General features: G+C 72.0%; 9 protein-coding genes and 1 tRNA gene. All 10 read right to left on the bottom strand.

All coding sequences use genetic code 11. The features are described from left to right. Positions 1 to 52 precede the first annotated feature (52 nt). Positions 53 to 961 carry a RadC family protein gene (gene radC / locus ACYQ02_RS09690; protein ID WP_460040228.1) on the bottom strand — a complete coding sequence of 303 codons (909 nt, stop codon included), beginning with the start codon at positions 959 to 961 and terminating at the stop codon, positions 53 to 55. After that, positions 958 to 1,611 (bottom strand): Maf family protein, encoded by a 654-nt coding sequence (locus tag ACYQ02_RS09695; RefSeq protein ID WP_460040229.1) that lies wholly within the window; start codon positions 1,609 to 1,611, stop codon positions 958 to 960. The genes radC and ACYQ02_RS09695 overlap by 4 nt, the downstream gene beginning before the upstream one ends. Before the next feature lie 52 nt (positions 1,612 to 1,663). Further along, positions 1,664 to 1,918, bottom strand: a complete 255-nt coding sequence (locus ACYQ02_RS09700; RefSeq protein ID WP_460040230.1) for a 2-keto-3-deoxygluconate permease — start codon at positions 1,916 to 1,918, stop codon at positions 1,664 to 1,666. 292 nt (positions 1,919 to 2,210) lie between these two features. Beyond that, a complete protein-coding gene (locus ACYQ02_RS09705) occupies positions 2,211 to 5,096 on the bottom strand; it encodes a valine--tRNA ligase (RefSeq protein ID WP_460040231.1) in 2,886 nt (961 codons plus the stop codon). Between the two features lie 610 nt (positions 5,097 to 5,706). Further along, the gene (locus ACYQ02_RS09710; protein WP_460040232.1) at positions 5,707 to 6,240 is read right to left on the bottom strand and encodes a GNAT family N-acetyltransferase; all 534 of its coding nucleotides are present in this window, start codon (positions 6,238 to 6,240) and stop codon (positions 5,707 to 5,709) included. A 156-nt stretch (positions 6,241 to 6,396) separates the two neighbouring features. Further along, a complete protein-coding gene (gene lonB / locus ACYQ02_RS09715) occupies positions 6,397 to 8,088 on the bottom strand; it encodes an ATP-dependent protease LonB (protein WP_460040233.1) in 1,692 nt (563 codons plus the stop codon). A gap of 342 nt (positions 8,089 to 8,430) precedes the next feature. Next, positions 8,431 to 9,690: an ATP-dependent Clp protease ATP-binding subunit ClpX gene (gene clpX / locus ACYQ02_RS09720; RefSeq protein WP_460040234.1), complete on the bottom strand. Its 1,260-nt coding sequence runs from the start codon at positions 9,688 to 9,690 to the stop codon at positions 8,431 to 8,433. A gap of 24 nt (positions 9,691 to 9,714) precedes the next feature. After that, on the bottom strand, positions 9,715 to 10,314 hold the full coding sequence (clpP, locus tag ACYQ02_RS09725) for an ATP-dependent Clp endopeptidase proteolytic subunit ClpP (protein WP_460040235.1): 600 nt from the start codon (positions 10,312 to 10,314) through the stop codon (positions 9,715 to 9,717). A gap of 241 nt (positions 10,315 to 10,555) precedes the next feature. Then, a complete protein-coding gene (tig, locus tag ACYQ02_RS09730) occupies positions 10,556 to 11,974 on the bottom strand; it encodes a trigger factor (protein ID WP_460040236.1) in 1,419 nt (472 codons plus the stop codon). Between the two features lie 383 nt (positions 11,975 to 12,357). Then, a tRNA-Gly gene (locus ACYQ02_RS09735) sits at positions 12,358 to 12,429 on the bottom strand. Positions 12,430 to 12,433 lie beyond the last annotated feature (4 nt).

The raw sequence follows: 12,433 nt of genomic DNA on the forward strand, positions 1-12,433 counted from the left end.
GGCCTCGTTCTTCCGACCCGGGCGCTTTCCCGGGCCCTGCCTGCTGCGGCGCCTAGCCGTCTGCCGTCCAGACCAGGCCCGCCTCCCGCATGCTCACGTACCGCTGGTTACCGATGATCACGTGGTCCAGCACGTCGATCCCTATGATGCGGCCGGCTTCCACCAGCCGGCGGGTCACCTGGACGTCTTCCGGGCTCGGCGTGGGATCGCCGCTGGGGTGGTTGTGCACCAGCACCAGCGCCGCAGCCCCGCGGCGCACGGCGGCACGGAAGACCTCCCGCGGGTGCACCATGGCCCCGTTCAGCGTACCGATGGAGATCAAGTCCACACCTAGTACATAGTGTTTCGTGTTTAACTGAACCAGATAAAAATGTTCCCTATCCAGGTCTTTCATACCGGCCATCAGCAGCCGGCTAACGTCTTCGGGGCACCGTACCCGCGGACGAACCGGCCGCGCCGTGGCCAGCCGCCGGCCCAGCTCCACCGCGGCCGCGATCTGGGCCGCGCGGGCCGGCCCGATGCCCGGGATCTGGCAGAGTTCTTCAGCCCGGGCCGATGCCAGCCACTGGAGGGCATCCCACTCCCCCAACGCCTCCGGGGGCTCCGGATCGCCCCCCGTCCCCCCGCCGGCGGCCACCGCCGTGGAGGTGGACCCGTCGGCCACCGCGCTGCCGCCCCGCCCCGCCGCGATCGCCACCCGGCCGCCGGCGCCCCGGAGCCGGGCGGGCTCGGCGCCAGCCCGCGGCGCGAGGCCGGACGGGCCGCGGGCCCCGTAGGCCAGCACCCTGCGGGCCAGGTCCAGGGCCGAGTCGCCCCGGCCCGTCCCCGAACCAATGAGGATGGCCAGGAGGTCGACGGTGCTCAGGGTCGAGGCGCCACCCGCCAGGAGACGCTCCCGCGGGCGGTCCGACGGGGGCAGGTCCTTGACCCGCAGGGAGGAGGTCCGCCGCGGCGCCCTCATCGCCCGGCAGCCCCCGGATCCCGGCCGGTCCGGACCGGGGCGCGCCCCAGCACCTGCACGTCGAAGAGGGAGAGAAGATCGGCCAGCAGGGCCAGGGGCAAGCCAACGACGTTAAAGTAGCACCCCTCGATGCGGGGGACAAGGGTGGCGCCGATGCCCTGGATCGCATAGGCCCCCGCCTTGTCCATGGGCTCGCCGGTGGCCACGTAGGCGTCGATCTCCGCCGGGGTGAGGGGCCGGATCCACACCCGGGTGAGCCGGCTCCCCGTGGCCGCCCGGCCGCTCCTGCCGTCGACCACGGCCACGCCCGAGGCCACCCGGTGCTCGCGCCCCGCCAGCATCGCCAGCATGGCCCGGGCCTCGTCCGCATCCCGCGGCTTCCCCAGCAGCCGGCCGTCCAGCTCGACCACGGTGTCGGCCCCGATGACCAGGGCGCCGGGGTGGCGGCGCGCCACGTCCCGGGCCTTGCGCAACGCCTGGCGCAGGGCCCAGTCCTCCGGGTCGATCCGGCCGGGCGGGGCCTCCGGCAGGGGTTCCTCGGCCCGGGACGGATCCTGGACGAAGGGCAGCCCCAGCATGGCCAGGAGCTGCACGCGCCGCGGCGACGATGAGGCCAGCACCAGCTCCCGCCCCGTCCCCGCCCCGTTCACCGTCCTTTCCTCCCGGTGACCGCCCGCGCCCGCCCGGGGGACCGGCGGGATCCTACCGCTGGCGCCGCAGCCACGCCAGGGCGATCAGGATCCCCAGCAAGCCGCCGGCCGTCACCTCGAGGCGCAGGCCGAAGGTCAGGGCCCCCAGGTAGGGCACGGCCAGGGTGAAGGGCTCCAGCGATGGGCCCAGGCCTTGGGTCAGCCAGGGCAGCCACGCCGCCGCCCACTGGCGGGCCACCAGGTTGCCCAGGGCGTTGCCCACCAGCACCGCCGCGATCAGGCGCCATCCTCCGCCGTTCCGTCGCATGACCTCCCGTCCTTTCCCGGACGGTCCCTCTCTTCGGTACCGGCACGCCGTTGCCTCCCTCGTGTCGAAAAGTGATGTCGATCGCCATTATCTTGCGCTGTACCATTATTTTACATCCCGCCGGCTCGCCGTCCCAGCCCCTCAATGCAGGACGGGCGGCCTTTGCCGCCCGTCCTGCGTGCCGCTCTGACCGTGCCCGTACCCGCTCGGACCGTGCCCGCGCTGGCTGGTGACGTGGCTGCTCTGGCTGGTGCTGCCTTCACCGCCGGCCCCGCGGCCGGCCGGGCCACCCTCAGCCCAGTTCCTCCAGCCGGCGCCGCAGGAGGTCGAGGCGCGCCGCCAGTTCCCGCTCCCGCTGCCGCTCCTGCTCGACCACCTCGGCAGGGGCCCGGGTGACGAAGCCCTCGTTCCGCAGCTTGGCGCGCACCCGCTCCAGGGCCGCCTCGGCCTCCGCCTGCTCCCGGGCCAGGCGCCGCCGCTCCGCCTCCAGGTCGATCAGGCCCGCCAGGGGCATGTAGGCGACGATGCCCGGTCCCACGTAGGCCGCCGCCTGGGCGGGCCGCTGGCCGCTGCCCGTGGCGATCTCCAACCGGTCGACCCCGGCCAGCCGCCGGATCGCCTCGGCCTGCTCGGCGAAGGCCTCGGCCTGGGCCGGTTCGTCCGCGTAGATCAGCACGTGGGCCTTGCGGCCCGGCGGCACCCGGAACTCCGCCCGGATGCTGCGCAGGCCGTGGATCGTGTCGATCACCCGCTGGAAGCGGGCGATCCGCTCGTCGTCGGCGGCCGTCGCCCCGGCCGGGCGCGCCTCCCCGGCCCGCGGCCAGGCCGCCAGGGCCAGGGTCGCCGGCGCGCCGGCCGGCCGCGGCAGCCGCTGCCAGATGGTCTCGCTGATGAAGGGCATGAAGGGGTGGAGCAGGCGCAGGGTCTGCTCCAGCACCTGCCACAGGGTGTACTGGGCGGCGTAGCGATCGCCCGCCGCATCCACCGCATCCGCCGCCGCGGGAGCACCAGCGGTTGCCGCGGGCGCCGCCCCGGCTGCCGGTTCGTCCGCCACGCCGCCCACGCCGCCGGCCTGGCGCGCCCCCTGAGCGCCGGAGCCCGGCGCGGCCTGGCCGGTGAGGGCCAGGCGCGGCTTCACCAGCTCGATGTACCAGTCGCAGAACTCGTCCCAGATGAAGTTGTACAGGGTCCGGGCCGCCTCACCCAGCTCGAAGGACTCCAGCAGCCGCTGGACGTCAGCCGTCGCCGCGTCCAGGCGGGCCAGGATCCAGCGGTCGGCGGCATTGTCCCGCCGGGGCTCGCCCCGCGCCGGATCGAAGTCCTGCAGGTTCATCAGGACGAACCGGGCCGCGTTCCACAGCTTGTTGGCGAAGTTGCGGCTGGCCTCCGCCCGGTCCCAGGAGAAGCGGGCGTCGTTGCCCGGAGCCAGGCCGGTCACCAGGGTGAAGCGCAGGGCGTCGGCACCGTACTTGTCGATCACCTCCAGGGGATCGACCACGTTGCCGCGGGACTTGGACATCTTCTGCCCCTGGGCGTCGCGCACCAGGCCGTGGAGCAGGACCGTGCGGAAGGGCACGTCGCCCATGAACTCCAGGCCCATGAACATCATCCGGGCGACCCAGAAGAACAGGATGTCGTAGCCCGTGACCAGCACCGAGGTGGGGTAGAACCGGCGCAGGTCCGGGCTGTCCCGGTCGGGCCAGCCCAGGGTCGAGAAGGGCCAGAGGGCCGAGCTGAACCAGGTGTCCAGCACGTCCTCGTCCTGCTTCAGCGACCGGCTGCCGCAGCGGGGGCAGCGCTCGGGATCCTCCCGCGCCACCACCGTCTCGCCGCAGTCCTCGCAGTACCAGGCGGGGATGCGGTGGCCCCACCAGATCTGGCGGGAGATGCACCAGTCGCGGATGTTCTCCAGCCAGTGCAGGTAGACCCGGGTGAAGCGCTCCGGCACGATGCGGGTGCGGCCGCTGCGCACCGCCTCCATGGCCGGTTCCGCCAGGGGCTTCATGCGCACGAACCACTGGCGGGAGATCAGGGGTTCGATGACGGTGCCGCAGCGGTAGCAGACGCCCACGTTGTGCCGGTGGGCCTCCACCTTGACCAGGTGGCCCCCCTCCTCCAGGTCAGCCACCACCCGGCGCCGGGCTTCCTGGCGGTCCAGGCCGGCGTAGCGCGGCCCCGCGGCGTCCGTCATCCGGCCGTCGAAGCCGATCACCTGGACCTGCTCCAGGCCGTGGCGGCGCCCCATCTCGAAGTCGTTGGGGTCGTGGGCCGGGGTCACCTTGACGGCGCCGGTGCCGAAATCGGGGTCCACGTAGGGGTCGGCGATGATGGGGATCTCCCGCCCCACCAGGGGCAGCCGCACCCGCTTGCCCACCAGGTGCCGGTAGCGCTCGTCCTCGGGGTGGACGGCCACGGCGGTGTCGCCCAGCATGGTCTCTGGGCGGGTGGTGGCCACCTCCACGGCGCCCTCGCCGTCGACCAGCGGGTAGCGCAGGTGGTAGAGCCGGCCCTCCCGTTCCTCGTGCTCCACCTCGATGTCGGCCAGGGCCGTGTGGCACTCGGGGCACCAGTTGACCAGGTAGTCGCCGCGGTAGATCAGGCCCTTCTCGTAGAGCCGGACGAACACCTCGCGCACGGCCCGGCTGCAGCCCTCGTCCATGGTGAAGCGCAGCCGGTCCCAGTCCACCGAGGCGCCCAGGCGGCGCAGCTGGCCCAGGATGTTCGCCTCGTACTGGTTCTTCCACGCCCAGACCCGCTCCAGGAACTTCTCCCGGCCCAGGTCCTGGCGGCGCAAGCCCTCCTCCTTGGCCAGGCGCACCTCCACCACGTGCTGGGTGGCGATGCCGGCATGGTCGGTGCCGGGCACCCAGAGGGTCACGTCCCCCTGCATCCGGTGCCAGCGGGCCAGGATGTCCTGCAGGGTGTTGTTGAGGGCGTGGCCGATGTGCAGGTTGCCCGTGACGTTGGGCGGCGGGATCACCATCGAAAAGGTGGGCCCCGGCGCCTCCCGGTCGGCGTGGAAGGCCCGCTGCTCCAACCAGAAGCGGTAGACGTCCTCTTCAAAGTCCTGCGGCCGGTAGCGCGTCGGCAAGGCCGCGTCCGGCGCGGCGGCCGGCGGTGTGGAGGCCGGCGCCCTTTCCGGCCGGGTGGCCGGCTGGACCTGTTCGGGGCTCGCCATCTTCGTTCCCTCCCTTTCCCCAAAAACCAAGGGCAGAAACCAAAGGGCCCCTCGCCCCAAGGGGCGAGAGGCCCTGCTCTCGCGGTACCACCCTTCTTCCGCCCCACCGCTTCCGGCCCAGGACCCGTTCCCTTTGGGCCCTTGGCCGGCCGCCCTGGTGGCCCTGGCCGGCCGCCGCCCGCGGCCGCGGGGCGGTCTTGCCAGGCGAACCGGGACCGCCACCGGCCGTGGCCAGGGCGCCACCGGCCCTGCCCGTTGACCGGCGGGGCGCTCGCGGCGCGATCACGGGCGCCAGCCGCCCGACCTACCTGCACCCGTCACCACCCGGCGGTGGAACCGGCCTGCGCCGTGGGCACGGCGGGCGCCTTCGGTACGGGAGCTCCGGGGCGACTTCGGGGCCCGCCTCACCGGAAGGCGCCTTGCAGCCTGCGGGCGCCTCTCTCTGGCCGGGGCGCGGCCCTTACTCCTCCCCGTCATCGCCGGTGCAACCGGCCCGCCGCCACGGGGTTGACGAAACCCGCCCTTCCCCGGCGGCGGCGCCGGCTGGATTGGGTTGACTGTAGTGTAAATGAAGGAAAGCGACCCCTGTCAAGGCCGCTTGGGCCGGATGTCAGCGCGCGGCCGCCAGGACCTCCGCCAGGGAGCGTCCCATCAGGTACATGTCCGCGACCCCGTCCGCCTTGCGCCGGCCCGCCCGCAGCCGGGCCAGGCAGCGAAAGCCGGCGGCGCGATAACACCGCAGGGCCGCCACGTTGCGCACGTCGACGCGCAAGAACAGATGCCGCAGCCCAAGGCGGGCCGCGTATAGCGCGGCTGCCTCCACGGCGGCGCGGCCGAGGCCGCGACCCCGCAGGGTCCGGTCCCCGATGCGGATCCGCAACTCCGCCTCCCGGCGCACCCAGTTGATCTCCACCAGTTCCACGTCGCCGACCAGCCGCCCGGCGGGCGTGCGTACCGCCAGGGCCACATGGCGGGGATCGGCCTGGACCGCTCGCCACCACGCCTGGGCCTCGGCGAGGTTGCCAAAACGCCGCCCGGCGAAGCGGGCGATCTCCGGATCCTGCTCCCAGCGCACCAGCCAGGGGAGGTCGGAGGGGGTCAGGGGGGTCAGGACCACCCGCTGCCCCCGTGCCAGAATGGTCATCGCCTGCCGTTCCCCTCGTCCCCAATTGGGGCGGCGGCCGGGTCACGGCCGGCCGCCGCGCGTCACGGCCATAGGGGTTCGGGGAACGGCAGCGCCATTCCTACCGGATGGCAGAAGCACTTTCCGGCAGGCCCGTCAGGACATGGTCCGGCCGCCTCAGGACGATCCCTGGGGCGCCGCCGTCAACACCTGGGCCGCCACCTCCCGGCCGGCCCCCGGCGCGGCCGGTTCCTCCTTCACCAGGGCCGCCCGCAGGACCTCATCCACGGTGTTCACGGGGATCACCTCGAGGCCACAGCGGGCCAGGGACTCCTGCCAGTTCTCCCGCGGCAGGATCACCCGCCGGGCACCGGCCTGGCGGGCCGCCGCGACCTTGGCCTGGATGCCGCCCACAGCCCGGACCAGGCCGCGGGCGCTGACCTCCCCGGTGATGGCCACCTGGTTGTCCACGGGCACCCCCGTCAGGGCGGAGTAGATCGCCGCCGCCAGGCACGCCCCGGCAGAGGGGCCGTCCAGGGGGATCCCCCCGGGGAAGTTGATGTGCAGGTCGTAGTCGGCGGGATGAACCGGCAAGAGGCGGCGCAGGGCGGTGAGCACGTTCTCCACGGAGCCGCGGGCCGTGCTCTTGCGCCGCTTGACCGGGCGGCCGCCACCGCCGAACTCCTCCTCGTCGATGACGCCGGTCAGGGTGATCCGTCCCTGGCCGGCGGCCGCCGCCCGGCTGGCGACCACCTCGATCTCGATCAAGGTCCCCAGATTGGGCCCGTACACCGCCAGCCCGTGGGCCACCCCCACCTGGGGCCGGTCGGCCACCCGCCGTTCGGGCCGCGGCGTGTACTGGCCGGTGTTGACCACCCATTCCACGTCGGCGGTGGTCACCCGCCGCCGGCCCTCGGTCTCCGCCAGCCCCGCGGCGATCTGGACGATGTTCACCGCCTCCCGGCCGTTGCGGGCGTAGCGCTCGATGACCCGCACCGCCCCCTCGTCCATGGGCAGGTCCAGGCGGGCGGCGGCCCGGCGGGCGATGAGGCCCACCTCCTCCGGGGTCAGCGGCCGGAAGAAGATCTCCACGCACCGCGACCGGATGGCGGGCGGGATCTCGTCCGGCATGCGGGTGGTGGCCCCCACCAGGCGAAAGTCGGCGGGCAGGCCGTTCTCGAACACGTCCTTGATGTGGGCGGGCAGGTTGGGATCGTCCGGGTTGTAGTAGGCGCTCTCCAGGAGGACCTTGCGGTCTTCCAGGACCTTGAGCAGCTTGTTCATCTGGACCGGGTGCAGCTCGCCGATCTCGTCGATGAACAGGATGCCGCCGTGGGCCCGGGTGACGGCGCCCGGCTTGGGCTGGGGGATCCCGGCCACCCCCAGGGGGCCGGCGCCCTGGTAGATGGGATCGTGGACCGACCCGATCAGCGGGTCGGCGATGCCCCGCTCATCGAAGCGGGCGGTGGTGGCGTCGATCTCCACGAAGGCGGCGTCGGGTCGGAAGGGCGACCGCGGGTTGCGCTTGGCCTCTTCCAGCACCAGCCGGGCGGCGGCGGTCTTCCCCACCCCTGGCGGGCCGTAGATCAGCACGTGCTGGGGATTGGGGCCGCACAGGGCCGCCCGCAGGGCGCGCAGGCCCTCCTCCTGGCCGACGATGTCCTCGAACCGCTGGGGCCGGGTCCGCTCGGACAGCGGCTCCGTCAAGGCGATGGCGCGCAAGGCGGCCAGGCGGTCCTGCTCCTTGCGCGACTCCTTGCGGACGGCGACCTTGCTGCCCTGCTGGGCCTTGAGCAGGTTCCAGAAGTAGAGGCCGATCACCACGGCGAAGAAGAACTGGACGAAGGTGATGATGCTTCCGTAGTCCATGGCCGGCGGGCTCCCCTCGCGCTTGGTGGGCGGGATGCCGCCGTGCAGGCAGCAGGGCGGCATCCCGGAAATCGCTCCTAGTATCTGCCCCGCCCGCCGCCTTCACCCCGGCACCCAAGGCCAATGGCCGGCAGGGCCGCCAGGGGAGCACCGCCCCCGGAAAGCGGCCGGCGCGGCAGGCCCTAGAGGAACCCGCCGCGCCGTTCCACCGCTCTATTGAAGCTTGTCCGCCGTCCGCTGGGACCGGGCCACTCAACCCGCCCGGCGATCCGTCCCATCCCGCCTCCGGCACCGCGCCCGCGGCCCCGGCGACCGGCCTGCCGCGGGCCGCGACGCCGCTGGTCAGGCCGTCTCCTCCTGCTTCTTCGCCCGCTCCCGGGTCACCATGATGGGCTCCCGGCGGTGGCGCACCGTCTCCTCGGTGATCACCACCCGGGCCACGTCGTCCCGGCCCGGCAGGTCGTACATCAGGTCGAGCATCAGCTCTTCCACGATGGCCCGCAGGCCCCGGGCTCCGGTGTTGCGCTTCAGCGCCTCCTGGGCGATGGCCCGCAAGGCCTCGGGTTCGAACTCCAGCTCCACGTTGTCCAGAGCCAGCAGCTTCTGGTATTGCTTGACCAGCGCGTTCTTGGGCTCCGTGAGGATCCGCACCAGGGCGTCCTCGTCCAGGGCGTCCAGGGTGGCGATGACCGGCAACCGGCCGACGAACTCGGGGATCAACCCGAACTTCAGCAGGTCCTCCGGCATGATGTGCCGCAGGATGTCGCCCACGTTGGTCTCCTGCTTGCTGCGGACCTCGGCGCCGAAGCCCATCACCTTGCGGCCGATGCGGCTGGAGATGATCTTGTCCAGCCCCTCGAAGGCGCCGCCGCAGATGAAGAGGATGTTGGTCGTGTCGATCTGGATGAACTCCTGGTGGGGGTGCTTGCGCCCGCCCTGGGGCGGCACGCTGGCCACCGTGCCCTCCAGGATCTTGAGCAGGGCCTGCTGCACGCCTTCGCCGGAGACGTCGCGGGTGATGGACGGGTTCTCCGCCTTGCGGGCGATCTTGTCGATCTCGTCGATGTAGACGATGCCGCGCTCGGCCCGCTCGATGTCGTAGTCGGCGGCCTGGATCAGCTTGAGCAGGATGTTCTCCACGTCCTCGCCCACGTAGCCCGCCTCGGTCAGGGAGGTGGCATCGGCGATGGCGAAGGGCACGTTCAGCAGCTTGGCCAGGGTCTGCGCCAGCAGGGTCTTGCCCGAGCCCGTGGGCCCGATCATCAGGATGTTGCTCTTCTGCAGCTCGACGTCGTCGATACGCCCGCCCAGGTGGATGCGCTTGTAGTGGTTGTACACCGCCACGGCGAGGATCTTCTTGGCCCGCTCCTGGCCGATGACGTACTGGTCCAGGAAGGCCTTGATCTCCGCCGGCTTGGGCAGGTCCTTGAGCTCGACGTCGGCCTCTTCACTGAGCTCCTCTTCGATGATGTCGTTGCAGAGCTCGATGCACTCGTCGCAGATGTAGACCCCCGGCCCGGCCACCAGGCGCTTGACCTGGTCCTGGTACTTGCCGCAGAACGAGCACTTCAACTGGCCCTTCTCGTCGGTGAACTTGAACATGACGACCCCTCTCTTGCCGGGTGGCTACCCGTCCGACCGCTTGGCCCGAGGCTCGAGGACGTGATCGATGATCCCGTACTCCTTGGCCTCCTCCGCGGTCATGAAGAAGTCCCGCTCGGTGTCCCGCTCGATCCGCTCCAGGGGCTGGCCCGTGTGCTTGGCCAGGATCTCGTTGGCCACCTGGCGCAGCTTGAGCAGCTGGTCGGCGTAGATCTTCACGTCCGACGCGGTGCCGCCAACCTGGGAGTGGGGCTGGTGGATCATGATCCGGGAATGGGGCAGGGCGTAGCGCTTGCCCTTGGTGCCCCCGGCCAGCAGGATGGCGCCCATGCTGGCCGCCAGGCCCACGCAGTAGGTGGCGACGTCGGGCTTGATGTGCTGCATGGTGTCGTAGATGGCCAACCCCGAGTCCACGCTGCCGCCCGGGCTGTTGATGTAGATGGAGATGTCCCGGTCCGGATCGTCGGTCTGGAGGAACAGCAGCTGGGCGATGACCGAGTTGGCCACCACGTCGTCGATGGGCGTGCCGATGAAGACGATGCGGTCCTTGAGCAGCCGCGAGTAGATGTCGTAGGCCCGCTCGCCCCGGTTGGTCTGCTCGATGACGTACGGCACCAGGTTCATTCCAGCCCACCTCGCCCTCGCCCACCGAAGCCGGCGGCGCATCCGCGGGGGAGCGGCCGGTCTCCGGCCCGGCCGGCCCCCAGGGGACGAACCGGCCGCCCGGAGGCGCGGCTTCGGTGTCTATTATATTGGCCCGATTCCCCGGCCGCCTGCCCCGCCCAGGGAATCCGAACCGGCCCGGGACCCGCTGGCCTCGCGCCAGGTCCCTGCGGCCGGCCTCCCGTCACACCCTTGCAGTTTGTCATTGCGCGCCTTCGGTTGATGCACCCGCCCCGCCGCCGGCCGCACCGGCCGCCGTGGCGTTGCCGGGCGCCTCCGCCGTACCGGCCGCGGCCGCCTCCGTGCCGGCGTCGGCCACCTCGCCCACCGCCTTGCCGGTGGCCCGTTCCACCAGCCAGTCGATGGTCTTGCGCCGGCGGATCCCATCCGCCAGGTCGAGGATCAGGCCGGTGCGGTTGAACTGGTCCCGCAACTGCTGGTAAGGCCGGCCGGTGGAGGCGGCCAGGGTGCGGATCTCCGCCTCGATGTCCTCCGGGGTCGCCTCGATGCCCTCAGCCTTGGCGACGGCGTCCAGCACCAGGTCGGTGCGCACGTCGTCGGCGGCCTCGGCGCGCAGGGACGCCTCCAGCTGCTCCCGCGTCTGGCCGGTGGCCTCCAGGTACGACTCCAGGCTGTCGCCCTGGCGGCGCAGCCGGTTCTCCAGGTTCCGGATCCGGTCTTCCACCTGGCGGCGCACCAGGGTCTCCGGCACCTCCAGGCGGGCGCCTTCCACCACCTTCTGGACCACTTGCCGGCGCGCCTCGGCACGGGCCTGCTCCTCGGCGATTCGGGTCAGTTCTTTCTCGACCCGCTCGCGCAACTCCTGCAGGCTGGAAACCCCGGCCACGTCCTGGGCGAAGTCGTCGTCCAGGGCGGGCAGCACCTTGCGCTTGAGCTCCTTCAAGCGGATGTGGAAGGTGGCCGTCTTCCCCCGCAGGGATTCCTCGGCGTGGTCCTCCGGGAAGGTGACGGGCACGTCCTTCTCCTCCCCGGGGCGCATGCCGAGGATCTGTTCCTCCACGCCATCCAGCAGCCGCCCGGCGCCCAGTTCCACCACGTAATCCTCGGCCTGTCCGTTGGGGATGGGCTGGCCGTCCAGGGTCCCCTCCAGGTCCAGGACCGCCACCATGCCCTTGTCGGCGACCGCCTCCTCGCCCGCGGGTTCCAGGGTCGCCCGCAGCTCGCGCCACCGTTCCAGCTCCCGGTCGACGTCCTCGGCGGTCACGGTGGGAGCCGGCACCTCCACCCGCACCTCGCGGTAGGCGCCCAGGTCGACCTCGGGCTTGACCTCCACCTCGGCGGTGAAGCGCAGCCCCTTCTCCTCATCAAAGGTCTCGATGTTCAGCTGGGGCTGGTCGATGGGCTCGATGCCGGTCTCGGCCACGGCCCGGTTGTAGGCTTCGGGCAGCAAGTGTTCCAGGGCCTCGTCGTAGAGGGCCGCCTTGCCGAGATGCCGCTCGACCAGGAACCGGGGTGCGCGCCCCTTGCGGAAACCCGGGATGTGGACCCGCCGGACCAGGTGCCGGTATGCATGGTCGAGGGCCCGGGCCACCGCCTCCGGTTCCACCTCGATGGTCAAGGTTGCGCGGCGGTTTTCGATCTTCTCGACGGTCGCCTTCAACTCAGCCCATCCTCCCTGCTCGGCTCGGGACGCGCCCGGTCGAGCCTTCAGCCATGATCGTGCAAACCCTCGGGTCATGGAGGTCCTCGCGGGATCCCCGGGCCGGAGGCGGCGCCGTTGGGGGCCCACGGCCCAACCGGTCCTTCGCCAGCGGCCACGGCGCCCTGGCGGCGCCTTCCCCAGCGGCGGGCATCGAGCCAGGACCCGCAGATTTTAGCACACGCGGGAGACGGCGGCAAACGGGCTGCGGAGGAACCGGCCGCGGCGCGAACCGCCCGGCGGCGGTTCGCCGGCTGGACCGGGGGCACCGATGGTGTCCGCGATGCACAGATGGCGCCCGCGGCACCGGGTTCCAGATCCGGTGCCCGAGGGCGCCACCACGGAGCGGGAGACGGGATTCGAACCCGCGGCCTTCTGCATGGCAAGCAGACGCTCTACCCCTGAGCTACTCCCGCAGAT

Source organism: Thermaerobacter litoralis (assembly GCF_054654595.1).

Bases quoted from the DNA above. Each gene is read 5' to 3' on its own strand.
- radC (WP_460040228.1), bottom strand. From the start codon at position 961: ATGAGGGCGCCGCGGCGGACCTCCTCCCTGCGGGTCAAGGACCTGCCC.
- clpX (WP_460040234.1), bottom strand. From the start codon at position 9,690: ATGTTCAAGTTCACCGACGAGAAGGGCCAGTTGAAGTGCTCGTTCTGC.
- ACYQ02_RS09700 (WP_460040230.1), bottom strand. From the start codon at position 1,918: ATGCGACGGAACGGCGGAGGATGGCGCCTGATCGCGGCGGTGCTGGTG.
- clpP (WP_460040235.1), bottom strand. From the start codon at position 10,314: ATGAACCTGGTGCCGTACGTCATCGAGCAGACCAACCGGGGCGAGCGG.
- lonB (WP_460040233.1), bottom strand. From the start codon at position 8,088: ATGGACTACGGAAGCATCATCACCTTCGTCCAGTTCTTCTTCGCCGTG.
- ACYQ02_RS09705 (WP_460040231.1), bottom strand. From the start codon at position 5,096: ATGGCGAGCCCCGAACAGGTCCAGCCGGCCACCCGGCCGGAAAGGGCG.
- ACYQ02_RS09710 (WP_460040232.1), bottom strand. From the start codon at position 6,240: ATGACCATTCTGGCACGGGGGCAGCGGGTGGTCCTGACCCCCCTGACC.